This window comes from Massilia sp. X63 (assembly GCF_041023745.1).
GTDB lineage: Bacteria > Pseudomonadota > Gammaproteobacteria > Burkholderiales > Burkholderiaceae_D > Telluria.
Genome location: NZ_JBFTEF010000001.1, coordinates 272090 through 285528, shown reverse-complemented (window position 1 = coordinate 285528; position 13439 = coordinate 272090). Strand labels below are relative to the sequence as shown.

The 13439-nt window shown below is 69.2% G+C and carries 8 protein-coding genes; 4 read left to right on the top strand and 4 right to left on the bottom strand.

Going from position 1 to position 13439, the window contains the following annotated elements:
- Positions 1 to 70: 70 nt before the first annotated feature.
- Together gudD and AB3347_RS01285 are read right to left on the bottom strand one after the other, a co-directional pair.
- Positions 71 to 1426, bottom strand: coding sequence for a glucarate dehydratase (gudD, locus tag AB3347_RS01290; protein ID WP_369089962.1), 1356 nt, complete (start codon positions 1424 to 1426; stop codon positions 71 to 73).
- A gap of 28 nt (positions 1427 to 1454) precedes the next feature.
- Complete coding sequence (locus tag AB3347_RS01285; protein WP_369089961.1) at positions 1455 to 3287, bottom strand: glycoside hydrolase family 2 protein; 1833 nt, start codon at positions 3285 to 3287, stop codon at positions 1455 to 1457.
- A gap of 287 nt (positions 3288 to 3574) precedes the next feature.
- On the opposite strand from AB3347_RS01285, the gene AB3347_RS01280 reads away from it, so the two are divergent.
- Positions 3575 to 6358 carry a Tat pathway signal sequence domain protein gene (locus AB3347_RS01280; protein WP_369089960.1) on the top strand — a complete coding sequence of 928 codons (2784 nt, stop codon included), beginning with the start codon at positions 3575 to 3577 and terminating at the stop codon, positions 6356 to 6358.
- Positions 6359 to 6464: 106 nt separating this feature from the next.
- A complete protein-coding gene (locus AB3347_RS01275) occupies positions 6465 to 7835 on the top strand; it encodes a serine hydrolase domain-containing protein (protein WP_369089959.1) in 1371 nt (456 codons plus the stop codon).
- A gap of 15 nt (positions 7836 to 7850) precedes the next feature.
- On the opposite strand, the gene AB3347_RS01270 is transcribed toward AB3347_RS01275, so the two are convergent.
- The gene (locus tag AB3347_RS01270; protein WP_369089958.1) at positions 7851 to 8558 is read right to left on the bottom strand and encodes a GntR family transcriptional regulator; all 708 of its coding nucleotides are present in this window, start codon (positions 8556 to 8558) and stop codon (positions 7851 to 7853) included.
- Positions 8559 to 8826: 268 nt separating this feature from the next.
- Between AB3347_RS01270 and AB3347_RS01265 the strand changes: the two genes are divergently transcribed.
- Both AB3347_RS01265 and AB3347_RS01260 read left to right on the top strand, forming a co-directional pair.
- Positions 8827 to 11640, top strand: a complete 2814-nt coding sequence (locus tag AB3347_RS01265) for a glycosyl hydrolase 115 family protein (protein ID WP_369089957.1) — start codon at positions 8827 to 8829, stop codon at positions 11638 to 11640.
- An 11-nt stretch (positions 11641 to 11651) separates the two neighbouring features.
- Entirely contained in the window at positions 11652 to 13052 is a 1401-nt protein-coding gene (locus AB3347_RS01260) for an enolase C-terminal domain-like protein (RefSeq protein ID WP_369089955.1), read from the top strand.
- A gap of 178 nt (positions 13053 to 13230) precedes the next feature.
- On the opposite strand, the gene AB3347_RS01255 is transcribed toward AB3347_RS01260, so the two are convergent.
- Positions 13231 to 13425, bottom strand: coding sequence for a DUF2970 domain-containing protein (locus AB3347_RS01255; RefSeq protein ID WP_369089954.1), 195 nt, complete (start codon positions 13423 to 13425; stop codon positions 13231 to 13233).
- Positions 13426 to 13439 lie beyond the last annotated feature (14 nt).

The window sequence follows — 13439 nt, the reverse complement described above, 5'->3', positions numbered from 1 at the left end:
GTCGCATACCGCGCCGTTCTCTTTTTCTATTAACGCAAAAGCGCCGTTCCCGCGAAGGCGGGAACGGCCGTTAGCGCAGCATGCAGGGCCGCTTGTTGTCGAACTTCCAGTTCGGAATCAGGTACTGCATGGCCACCGCATCGTCGCGCGCGCCCAGGCCCATGTTGCGGTAAGCCTGATGCGCCTTTTCCAGCTCGACCGGATCGAGCTCGATGCCCAGGCCCGGCCTGGACGGCACCTTCACCTCCCCGCCTTCGATCCTGAGCGGCTCCCTGGTGATGCGCTGGCCGTCCTGCCAGATCCAGTGGGTGTCGATCGCGGTGACCTTGCCCGGCGCGGCGGCGCCGACGTGGGTGAACATGGCCAGCGAAATGTCGAAGTGGTTGTTCGAGTGCGAACCCCAGGTCAGGCCGAACATCTGGCACAGCTGGGCCACGCGCACCGAACCCTGCATGGTCCAGAAATGCGGATCGGCCAGGGGGATGTCGACCGACTGCAGCTGGATCGCGTGCGCCATCTGGCGGAAGTCGGTGGCGATCATGTTGGTGGCGGTCATCAAGCCGGTGGCGCGACGGAATTCGGCCATCACTTCGCGGCCCGAGAAGCCGTTCTCGGCGCCGCAGGGGTCTTCGGCATAGGCCAGCACGCCGTGCTTGTCGCGGCACAGGCGCACCGCTTCGGCCAGCGACCAGGCGCCGTTCGGGTCGAGCGTGACGCGCGCCTGCGGGAAGCGCTCGTGCAGGGCCACCGCGGCTTCCATCTCCGCGTCGCCCGACAGCACGCCGCCCTTGAGCTTGAAGTCCTGGAAGCCGTAGCGCGCCTGCGCCGCCTCGGCCAGCGCCACCACCGCTGCCGGCGTCATCGCCGCTTCGTTGCGCAGCCTGAACCAGGCGTCGCCGGCGCCCTCTTCGCCGCGGTATGGCAGCTGGGTGCGCTTGCGGTCGCCGATGTAGAACAGGTAGCCCAGCATCGGCACCGCGGCGCGCTGCTGGCCTTCGCCCAGCAGGGCCGCCACCGGCACGCTCATGAACTGGCCGAGCAGGTCGAGGAAGCACGATTCCACCGCCGTCACCGCATGGATGGCGGTGCGCAGGTCGAAGGTCTGCAGGCCGCGCCCGCCCGCATCGCGGCTGGCGAATGTGCTGCGCATCGCGTTCAGCACCGCGTTGTACTCGCCCAGCGACTTGCCGACGACGAGCGGACGCGCATCCTCCAGGGTCTGGCGGATCGATTCGCCGCCCGGCACCTCGCCCAGGCCGGTATTGCCGGCGCTGTCCGTGAGCACCACCACGTTGCGGGTAAACCAGGGGCCGTGGGCGCCGCTCAGGTTCATCAGCATGCTGTCCTGGCCGGCGACGGGGACGACCCGCATGGCGGTAATGACGGGGGCGCCGCTGATGTTCGTGCCGCTCGAGTTCGAATTCATGGATGACTCCAAAGTGTGGAACGAATGATTATTTGCTGCGATAGTAGTCGGCCAGCACGCCGAAAGCCTGCTTGCGCACACCGGTCTCGGACAGGATGCCCTTGCGGTTCCAGCCGTTCTGGAACACCGGGTGCTCGCGCCGCGGCGAACGGAAATCCTTCAGGATCCAGGGCGACATGCCGCGCAAGGTCGGAATCCGCTCGGCCATCGCCAGGGTCTGGCGGTAGTACTCGGCCTGGTATTCCTCGGTGAATTTCTTCATGCCGTCGTTCCGATAGCCGGCCAGCGCGTCGGCGCCGAACTCGGACAGGATCAGCGGACGGTCGCCCGGCAGCTTCCACTTGAGCTTCGCGACTGCGTCGAGGGTGTCGCCACCGTACCAGCCGGCATAGGTGTTCACGGCCAGCACGTCGAGCTTGTCCACCAGCGGGTCGTCGATGGCGAGCGCGTCGCCGTCGTGCTTTACCAGCAGGGCCGCGCTCACCAGGCGGGAGGGATCGAGCCGGCGCACATTGTCCGCCATGGCGCCATGGAAGCGCGTGCGCGAGGGCGACACCGGCGTCTCGTTACCGACGCTCCACATGATCACCGAGGCGCGGTTGCGGTCGCGGTAGATGGCCTCGGCCTGCATCGCGAGCGCCTTGCGCAGCACCGCCGGGTTGTCCCAGTCCACCGTCCAGTACACCGGGATCTCGCTCCATACCAGCAGGCCCATCTCGTCGGCCAGGCGCACCGTGGTTTCCGAATGCGGGTAATGCGACAGGCGCACGTAGTTGCCGTTCAAGCCGTGCTTGATCTCGTGCAGCAGCGCGCGTGCGTTCGGCTCGGTCATGTTGCGCGCCGGGTTGGGGCCAAATTCTTCTTCGTGCAGCGAAATGCCGCGTAGCCAGACCGGCTTGCCGTTCAGGAGAATCTGGTTGCCTTTCACGGCAATGGTGCGGAAACCGACGCGCTCATGCAGCTCGTCGCCGGCCGCCTCGACGCGCACGTCGTACAGGGTCGGCTTCTCGGGCGACCAGCGTTCCAGCCCCTTCGGCGCCGCCAGCTCGAAGCTGGCGCGGCCGCTTGCATCGGTCACGGCGCGCACGCTGGCGAGCGCGCCGATGGCCACCGTCACCGCCTGCCCGGCGGCCTGCGGGCCCTGCAGGCGCACCTCGCCGGCGATGCGGCCGTCCGGGCGCAGGCCCACGTTGGCGTCGTCGATGAAGGTGGCGGGCGTCGTCACCAGGCGTACCGGGCGGGTGATGCCGCCGTACAGGTCCCAGTCGGTGATGAAAGTCGGGATCGACTGGGCGTCGTGGGTCGAGTCGACGCCCACCACCAGGCGGTTCTCGCCGGCGCGCAGCGCCTCCGTCACCTCCAGCACGAAGGGCGTGAAGCCGCCTTCGTGGCGCCCGACTTCCTTGCCGTTCAGGTAGACCCAGGCGCGGTAGTTGACCGCCTCGAAGCGCAGGAAGGCGCGCTGGCCGGCCAGGGCCTGCGCGCTGAACTTGCGCTGGAACCAGATCAGGCCATCGTAGTAGCGCAGCTCGGGCGTGGCCGCGTTCCACGCGCCGGGTACGTTGACGATCGGGCCGCGGTCCATGTCGAATTCGTAGAAGTCCACCCCGCCCTTGGCTTCGCCGGCTGCGACGTCGATGTCGCGGTAGCGCTGCATGCGCGATTTCGCCACCCAGCCGTTGATGTCGGTGAGGCCGGTGCGGTACAGGTCCTTCGAATACGTCCATTGGCCGGACAGGTCCTGGCCGCCGCGGTGCAGCGACCCGGTGAGCAGGAAGGCGGGGCGCAAGTCGTCCGCCATCGCCGGCTGGCAGGCGAGCACACCGATGACGATCCAGAATGCTGCGAGGAGTTTTTTCATGTTCAGGCAAGTAGGGACTGGGGCGCCCCGTCCGGAGAAACACGTGCGGATGGGCAGTGATATATTAGTATTCATACGGAGTATAGATCGGTATCGGCCCGGCATACGATCAAGTTCGTGATCGTGCCCCTGCCGCCCATGCTTCTCCGTATTCACTTACGCCGACACCTCGATCAAGGCGCTGATCGATTGCATGCGGCCTATCGACCCTGAACCCTTCCTGGATTAGACTCGACTGAGAAGCACTAATATATTAGCACAGCACCCACCGGCACGGAGACATGCGCTTGCTTACCCCACCACTCGCCCCATCGACGCTTCCATCCCGCAGGCGCTTCCTGCGCTCGGCCACCGCCCTGCCCCTGCTCGCATCCATTCCCGGCCTGTCCGCCGCGGTCACCGCGAATACCGGCGCCAGGCCGGCGCCGGTGTCCGGCACGGCCCTGCGCTGGCTGGACGGCAAGGCGCCGGCCCGCTTCGAGGGCTGCACCCTGGGCGTGCCCTGGCCGCGCGGCAGCTTGCGCCTGCCGGCCAACAAGCGGCTGGCGCATCGACAGCTCGATTTCAACCTGGGGGAAAACGGCCCGGCCATGCAATCCTGGCCCTTGGCTTACTGGCCGGACGGCTCGCTGAAGTGGACTGCCCACGCGATCGCGGGCGGCATCGATGGCCGGCGCACGGCCGACAGCTTCGACTTGCGCGCCGGCGCGCCGGCGCGCGGCACGGTCAGCGTCAAGGAAAGCGCCGACGGCGTGCTGGTCAGCTCCGGCGAACTGGCCTGGGCGTTGCCGCGTGCCGGCGAGTGCCTGGTGCGCAGCGCGACCCGCGCGGGCCGCGTCACGATGCAGAACCTGAAGCTGGTGGCGCTGCGCCAGGACGGCCCGCAGCTGGAAGCAAGCGGCAGCGTGTCGCGCCAGCGCTTCACCAGCAGGATCACCGCCATGACGCTCGAGCAGAGCGGCCCGGTGCGCGCCGTCGTCAAGTTCGAGGGCGTGCACGGCAACGGCAGCCGCGACTGGCTGCCGTTCTCGGTGCGCCTGTACTTCTATGCCGGCTCCGACAGCGTGCGCATCGTGCACTCCTTCATCTACGACGGCGTTCCGGACAGCGATTTCATCGCCGGCCTGGGCGTGACGGCCCAGGTGCCGATGACCGACCCCAGCTACGACCGCCACATCCGCTTCGCGGGCGAAGGCGCCGGCGTCTGGGGCGAGGCGGTGCGCCCGGTCACCGGCCTGCGCCGCGATCCGGGCCAGGCTTACCGCGAGGCCCAGGTGGCCGGCAAGGCGCTGCCGCCGCTGGCGGGCATGGCAAAGGCGGTACAGGACGGCCTGCAGTGGGTGCCGCAATGGGGCGACTTCTCGCTGGCGCAGCTCTCGCCGGACGGCTTCACGCTGCAGAAGCGCCTGGGTTCGGGCCGCGCCTGGATCGATTCGAACGCCGGGACGCGCGCCAAGGGGCTGGTGTACGCCGGCGCGGCGTCCGGCGGCGTGGCGCTGGGGCTCAAGGACTTCTGGCAGCGCGCCCCGGTGCAGCTCGACGTGCGCCAGGCGGCCGACGCGATGGCCGAGCTAACGGCCTGGATGTGGTCGCCCTCCGCCCCCGCCATGGACGTGCGCTCCTATCGCGGCGAAGACGGCATGGATACGCACGAGAAGCAGATCGCCGGCCTGAACATCACCTACGAGGACTACGAAGCCGGCTGGGATTCGGCCACCGGCATCGCCCGCAGCTCCGAACTGCAGCTGTGGGTGCTCGGGTCCACGCCTTCGCACCAGGCGCTGTCGGACATGGCCGAACAGGTCGCGCGGCCGGCCCGGCTGGCGCTGGCGCCGCAGCGCATCCACCAGTGCGGCGTGTTCGGCGACTGGGACCCCGTCGACGCCGGCACGCCGGCCCGGAAGCTGATCGAGGAGCGCTTGGCCCTGCAGCTGGACCAGTACCTGCGCGAAGCCGAGCAGCACCGCTGGTACGGTTTCTGGTCCTACGGCGACGTGATGCACACCTATGACAGCGACCGCCACATGTGGCGCTACGACATCGGCGGCTATGCCTGGGACAACTCCGAACTGTCGACCGATCTGTGGCTGTGGACCAGCTACCTGCGCACCGGGCGCGCCGACCTGTTCCGCTTCGCCGAAGCGATGACGCGCCATACCGGCGAGGTCGACGTCTACCACCTGGGCCGCTTCAAGGGCTTCGGCACGCGCCATGCGGTGCAGCACTGGTCCGATTCGTCGAAGCAGCCGCGCGTGTCGAACGCCGCCTACCGCCGCATCTACTACTTCCTCACGGCGGACGAGCGCGTGGGCGACCTGATGCGCGAGCTGCTCGATTCCGACCAGGACCTGCACAAGGTCGACATCGCGCGCAAGCTCAAGACGCCCGGTGCGCGCCCGGACGCCTTCGTCGGCGCCTCGTTCGGCACCGTCTGGGGCTCCTTGATCTCGGCCTGGCTGGCGGAATGGGAACGCACTGGCGACACCCGTTGGCGCGACAAGATCGTGGCCGGCATGCAGAGCATCGCCGCGCTCAAGTACCAGTGGTTCGCCGCCGGCGCGCCCTACGACCACCGGACCGGCCGCTTCCAGGGCCCCGGCGACAAGGCCTCGTTCTCGAACCTGAACGGCGTGTTCGGCGTGGTCGAGATGAATTCCGAGCTGCTCACCCTGGTGGACGTGCCCGCATACCGCAAGGCCTGGCTGCAGTACTGCCGCACCTACAATGCGCCGCGCGCGGACATCGTGGCCCTGCTGGGCAGCGATCCGGGCGGGCGCGGCATGAGCGACACCAATTCGCGCATGACCGCCTATGCGGCCTATCACGAGCGCGACCGCGCGCTGTCGCTGCGGGCCTGGCGCGAGTTCTTCGCCTCCGACTGGCTCAAGCCCGGCAACCCGCGCAACGCGGTGCGCCGCATCGACGGTCCGGCCGTGCTGCGCCCGCTCGACGAGATGACCGGCATCAGCACCAACGCCTCCGCGCAATGGGGAGTGGCGGCGATCCAGCACCTGGCGCTCGGCGGCGAGACGCTGGACGAAGCGGCGCGTGCCGCCGGGCTGCTGCGCTGAGCGGGCCTATGCGGGCGGCATGAAATGCGCCTGCCGCTGAGCGGGCGGCACTTTTGCGGGCGGTGCAGGGCTATCATCGACGGATTCGACCACTGCCGGAGTCCCGATGCGCCTTGCCCCCTTCGCCCTTGCCCTGACCGTCCTGCTGGCCGGACCGGCCCATGCCGACAGCCTCGACGACGCCCTGCGCAAGGAGATGAGGCTGCGCCACGTGCCCGGGCTGAGCGTGCTGGTCATCAAGGACGGCAAGGTGGTCAGGGAACAGGGCTATGGTGTGGCGAACCTCGAACACGGGGTGCCGGTCACGCCGCAGACCGTGTTCCAATCGGGTTCGGTCGGCAAGACCTTCACCGCGGCCCTGATCCTGCTGCTCGAGCAGGACGGCAAGCTCAAGCTCGACGATCCGATCTCGCGCCACCTGCCGGACACGCCGGCCGTTTGGGACAAGATCACGATCCGCCACCTGCTGACCCATACTTCCGGCCTGGACGATCCGTACCGGATCATCGACTTCCGCAAGGACTATACCGACGCGGAGCTGATCGCGCTCGAGGCGACGGTGCCGGTGCGCTTCGCCCCCGGCGAGAAGTGGGCTTACAGTAACATGGGCTACCACCTGCTGGGCTTCATCGCCAACCGGGCCGGCGGCAAATTCTACGGCGAGCAGCTGCGCGAGCGTATCTTCGCCCCGCTCGGGATGGGCGCGCGCGTGATCAGCGAAGCGGACATCGTTCCGCACCGCGCTGCCGGCTACGAGTGGAAGAACGGCGCCTACCAGAACCAGTCCTGGGTGGCGCCGCGCCTGAACACGACGGCCGACGGCAGCCTGTACCTGACGGCGCGCGACCTGGCGCGCTGGGACCAGGCCCTGTACGGCGACCGGATCCTGGATGCGCGCCTGCGCGCGGCGAGTTTCACCGCGGCCAAGCTGAACGACGGCACCGACGCGCCCTACGGCTACGGCTGGTTCGTCGACACGCTCAAGGGCCGCCGCCACATCTCCCATGGCGGCGCCTGGCAAGGCTTCCGCGCGCAGCTGTGCCGCTACGTGGAAGACGGGCTGACGGTGGTGGTGCTGGCCAATTCGGACAACGCGCGCGCCAAGCGTTTCGCCCACATCATCGCGCGGCACTACGTGCCCACGCTGTTCGATGCGCCGCCCAAGCCGATCGCCGACCAGGACCCGGCCTTGACGGCGCAGGTGCGCGCGGCCGTCGCCAGCCTCGCAGCCGGCCAGTTGCCCGCCGGGCTGGAGCCGGAAACCGGCGCCAGGTTCACACCCGCGCTGCTGCAAAACCTGGCCGGAGCCCTTGCCGATGCCGGCCCGCTGCAAGCGGTGGAGCTGCTTTCCAGCGAGGCCAGGGAGTCCGGACGCAGCCTGCGCTACCGCTTCCGGCACGCCAACGAGAACCTGCTCGTGGCGACTTCGGTGGGCAAGGACGGCCTGCTGCGCGACTTGCGCTTCGGCCCGGAATAAGCGCCTGCCGCGGCCTCAGTCCGGCCCCGGCGTCCAGTAATCCGGGTATTGGGTGCGCAGCGCATCGAGTTCGGACAGGGTGCCCGACAGGTGGCGCCGCAAGGCCGCTTCGGCCGCCGCCGCGTCGCCGCGCGCGATCGCACCGGCGATGGCGGCATGGTCCTTCAGGATCGACTCGCTCTTGCCGTTGAGCGGCAGGTGCAGGCGGCGCAGGCGGTCCATGTTGCCGCTGCGGTGGCGCATCAGCCGCCACAGTTCCTCGACCTCGGCCGCGCTGTAGAGCTGCCGGTGAAAGGCATGGTCGACCCGGCTGAAGGAATCCAGGTCGCGCGCCTTGAGCGCCGCCTTCTGCTGCAGCACCAGACTTTGCAGCGTCTGGTTCAGCGCCGCGTCGTCCTTGCCGGCCAGCGTACGCACGATCTCGAGCTCGATCGCCAGCCGCAGGAAGTGCGCCTGGCGCGCCGACGCGATGCTGATGCCGCGCACGCGGGTGGCGTGCTGCGGGTAGATGTCGACCAGCCCTTCTTCTTCCAGCCGCATCAGGGCGTCGCGAATGGGGGTGACGGACAGGTCGAAATGCGCCGACAACTCAGTGCGCGAAAGGAGCGTTCCCGGCTTGAGCGTGAGGTTGACGATTTCCTCGCGCAGGTACTCGTAGACCTGGACGGCGGCATGGCGCGACCGGTCGAGGACGAACGGGCCGCTGAATGCGATTGTTTCCATTGGTGAAGCCTTAAGCTGGCAGCATGAGGTGTTGTTTCGAATTCTCCCGCGCGCTGCGCGGGGCGGCCGGCACCGGGAAAGATGCAAGCCACATTGTCAAGATGCTAGCACATTCGCGGCTTCCCCTGGACCGCCAACAGCCGCCGCACCAGCCGCCACGCACCGGCGACAGCGCCGGCAATCAGCTGCGTGATCGTTTCGCAGTCAGCCCTGATCCGCCCAATGGGAGTGGCTAGAATGCACTAATACATCAGCTCACCGGCCCGCCATGAAACGACGCTTCACCGCCCTCGCCCTGCTGCTGGCAAGCGGCTCCGTCCTTGCCCAGCCCTTTGCGCTCGACCTCGACGGGCGCCTGCCCCATATCGTCACCGAGGCCCAGGTCACGGCCCGCCTGGCCGGCGACCTGCTCGCGCGCGACCTGCAGCAGCTGACCGGGCGCGCGGGCACGCGCAGCGACAGCCTGGCCGACTGCGTGCGGCGCTGCATCGTGATCGGCACCATCGGCGCGCCGCAGGTGGCGCAAACGGCGCAGGCCATGGGTGTGGACCTGGCGGCGCTCGGCGGCCAACAGGAGCGCTACATCCGGGCCGCGGGGCGCGTCGACGGGCGCGAGGTGCTCCTGATCGCCGGCGCCGACCGGCGCGGCGCCGTCTACGGGGTGGTCGACGCCTCGCGCGAGCTGGGCGTCTCGCCCTGGGAATGGTGGGCCGACCTCAGGCCGCCCCCCAGGCGCGGCCTGGTCCTGGACGGCAGCCGGCGCCTGTCGGCCGCGCCCTCGGTGGCTTACCGCGGCATCTTCATCAACGACGAGGACTGGGGCCTGCATCCCTGGGCCGCGAAGACCTTCGATCCGGTGCAGGACGTCGGCCCGGCCACCTACGCGCGCGTGTTCGAACTGATGTGGCGCCTGAAGGCGAACCTGATCTGGCCCGCCATGCACGATTCGACCCGCGCCTTCTACACCGTGCCGGGCAATGCCCAGGCGGCCGACGATTACGCGATCGTGGTGGGCAGCTCGCACGCCGAGCCGATGATGCGCAACAACGTCGGCGAGTGGAAGCCATCCGACGGCCCCTTCAATTTCTTCACCAACCGCGCGCGCCTGCTCGGCTACTGGCAGGCGCGCATCGACCAGGTCAAGGCCTACGAGAACGTCTACACCCTCGGCCTGCGCGGCGTGCACGATTCGGCCATGGAAGGCGCGACCAGCCCCGAGCAGGCGCGCGACACCGTGCAGCAGGTCGTCGCGCTGCAGCGCGACATGCTGGGCCGCAGCCTGCGCAAGCCGCCCGCCGCCATCCCCACCGTGCTCACGATGTACAAGGAGGTGCTGGACTACTACAACCGCGGCATGCAGGTGCCGGGCGAGGTCACGCTGGTGTGGCCGGACGATAACTACGGCTACCTGCACCAGCTGGGCACCGCCGCCGAACGCGCCCGTCCGGGCGGCGCCGGCATCTACTACCACGTCTCCTACTGGGGGCGCCCGCACGATTACCTGTGGCTGGGCACGACCCACCCGGCCCTGGTGCGCGACCAGCTGGAGCGCGCCTGGACCACCGGCGCGCGCCGCCTGTGGGTGCTGAACGTGGGCGACATCAAGCCCAACGAATACCTGACCCAGTATTTCCTGGATGCCGCCTTCGATGCCGGCCTGCTGCGCCAGGACCCGGCGCGCCACCTGGCCGCCTGGGCGGCGCAGGGCTTCGGCGCCGCGCATGCCGCCGAAGTCGCCGCGATCCAGCAGGAGTACTACCGCCTGGCCTGGGAGCGCCGCCCGGAATTCATGGGCTGGAGCCAGACCGAACCGACCCGCCCGGTGCGCACGACCGACTACGTCCGCAGCGGCGGCGAAGAGGCCGAGCAGCGCCTGGCGCGCTACGCGGCACTGGTGGCGCGCGCCGAAGCGCTGGAACGGCGCATCCCAGGTGAACTGCGCGAGGCCTACTTCCAGCTGGTGCTGTACCCGGTGCGCTCCAGCGCCAACCTGAACCGGCGCATCCTGAAGCTGGACCTGGCCGGCGAGTACGCGCGGCAGGGGCGGCCCTCGCCGGCGCTGTACGTGCGCCAGGCCAGGGAGGCCCATGCGGCGCTGGCGGCCGATACGGCGGCCTACAACGCCCTCGGCAAGGGCAAATGGGCCCACATGATGGACATGGCGCCGCGCCGCCTGCCGGTGTTCGCCGAGCCGGCGTATCCTTCCTGGACCGCCGCGCCGGGCGCCGGCGCGCGGCGCGGCTGCGGCCTGGTCTACCCTGCCCCGCACTCGGTCGAGGCCGCGGCGCTGGTGCTGCCGGCGGGCCGCCCGGCCAGCCGCAGCCTGACCCTGGTGAGCTACGGCGGCGAGCCGGCAGCCTGGTCGGTGGCGCCCGGCGCCGCGGGACTGCGCGCCCAGCTGCAGGGTGGGCGGCTGGATGCCGCCAACGGCTACGAACAAGGCCTCACGCTGGAGTACGACGGTGCGCCCAGGCCCGCGCTGGCCCTGCAATGCGGTGGCAAGACGCTGAAGCTGAACCTGCAGGTGCAGGAAGCGGCGGATGCCTCCTTGCCGGCCGAACGCGAACGCATCGTGGTGCTGCCGGCCGCCGCCGCGCCGGCGGGCGGCGACTGGGAGGCGCAGCCGGGCCTGGGCACCTCGGGCCGGGCCATGCGCGCGCGCCTCGACCTGCCGTCGCGCGAGGCCGCTGCGCTTGGCAAGGCCAGTCCGCTGTCCTACCGCTTCCAGACCCGCAGCGAGGGCGGCGCCCTGCTGCGCGTGGTCGCCGTGCCGGTGCATGCCCTGACCTCCGAGAACCGGCTGCGCCTGGCCGTGCAGCTCGACGACGGCGCGCTGCAGACCCTCGACTACACGACGGTCGGCCGCAGCGACGAATGGAAGCAGAACGTGCTCTCGAACATGGCGGTGCGCACGATCGCGCTGCCCAGGCTTGAACCGGGCAGCCATACGCTGCGGGTGTATGCGCTCGATCCCGGCGTGATGCTCGACCGCATCGACGTGGTAATGGACGGCGCCCCGCATTATTACGGCATGCCGCCGGCGGACCGCCCCGGCCACGGCAACCGACCCGACCAACCATGATGGAGAGCGCCATGCACGTCCTGGAACCATCCTCGAGCCCCACCATCACCGCCATGCGCGTCATCCCGGTGGCGGGCCGCGACAGCATGCTGCTGAACCTGTGCGGCGCCCATGCTCCCTTCTTCATCCGCAACCTGGTGCTGCTGCACGCCAGCGACGGCCGCACCGGCATCGGCGAAGTGCCCGGCGGCGACGGCATCCTGCAAGCGCTGCAGAACGCCGTGCCGCTCGTGGTGGGTACCGAGGTGGCGCGCTACCAGCGCACCCTGAACGCGATCCGCGCCAGCCATGGGGCGCACAGCGGGACCATGCAGCACCAGGTCAGCTCGGCGGCCGAAGCGGCGATGCTGCGCCAGCCGCACGAGATCAACCTGCGCCTGGACAACGTCATCACCGCCGTCGAGGCGGCCCTGCTCGACCTGCTGGGCCAGCACCTGGGCGTGCCGGTCTGCGAACTGCTGGGCAGCGGCCGGCAGCGCGACCGGGTGCCGATGCTGGCCTACCTGTTCTACATCGGCGACAGCATGCGCACCGACCTGGATTACCTGCCGCCGCGCGGCGGCGACGACTGGTACGGCATGCGCCTGCGCGCAGCCATGGACGCAGAAGCGATCGCCGACCTGGCCGATGCCGCAGCGCAGCGCTATGGCTTTCGCGACTTCAAGCTCAAGGGCGGGGTCAGGTCGGCGCGCGAGGAACTGGAGGCGATCGCCGCGCTCAAGCGCCGCCGCCCTGCGGCCAACTGCACGGTCGACCCGAACGGCGCCTGGTCGCTGCCCGAGTCGATCGCGGTGTGCAAGGAGTACGGCCACCTGCTGGCCTATGCCGAAGACCCCTGCGGACCGGAACAGGGCTACTCGGGCCGCGAGGTCATGGCCGAGTTCAAGCGCGCCACCGGCGTGCGCACCGCCACCAACATGGTCGCCACCGACTGGCGCCAGATGGGCCACTCGCACTTGCTGGGTGCGGTCGACATCCCGCTGGCCGACCCGCACTTCTGGACCATGCAGGGTTCGGTGCGCCTGGCCCAGCTATGCCACGACTGGGGCATGACCTGGGGCTCGCATTCGAACAACCATTTCGACGTGTCGCTGGCCATGTTCACCCATGCCGCGGCCGCGGCGCCGGGCGCCATCACGGCGATCGACACCCACTGGATCTGGCAGGAAGGCCTCGAACGCCTGACGCGCGAACCGCTGCAGATCGTCGGCGGCGCGGTCGCGGTGCCGGACCGGCCCGGCCTGGGCATCGAGCCGGACATGGCGCAGATTGAAGCGGCGCATGCCCTGTACAGGAAAGTGGGCCAGGGCGCGCGCGACGATGCGCTCGCAATGCGCTACCTGGTCTCGGACTGGCGCTACGATCCGAAGCGGCCGAGTCTCAGTGCCCGTGCCCTCCTGGTGCGGGCTTGACAGATCGATCCTCGGCCGGGCATCTGACGACAGGTTGACAGATGAGTTCGCTTGGAAACGGATGGGCTACTAAACGCTGGGCTTCTGAGCCCTCTCAAGGCTCATAGGGGAACCAATAGAAGCGGCAGGAAACTTCATGCGGCCGCAGAGAGCCGCATCGGTGCAGGCCGTCAACGGCTCATGACACCGCGAGACGGACCGCCAGCATCAGGAGACCGATGAAGGCGGCCAGCCCAAGGAGGGCGGCGACGAAGACGTACAGCGGATTGAACGCGCCTTCCGCATCGACATCGAAGTCCTTCTTGCGGCGCAGGCCGACGAAGGACCAGGCAATCGCGACGAGCGTCGCCAGGAATGAACGTTTCTGTGCCACGGTGGACTCCTTGT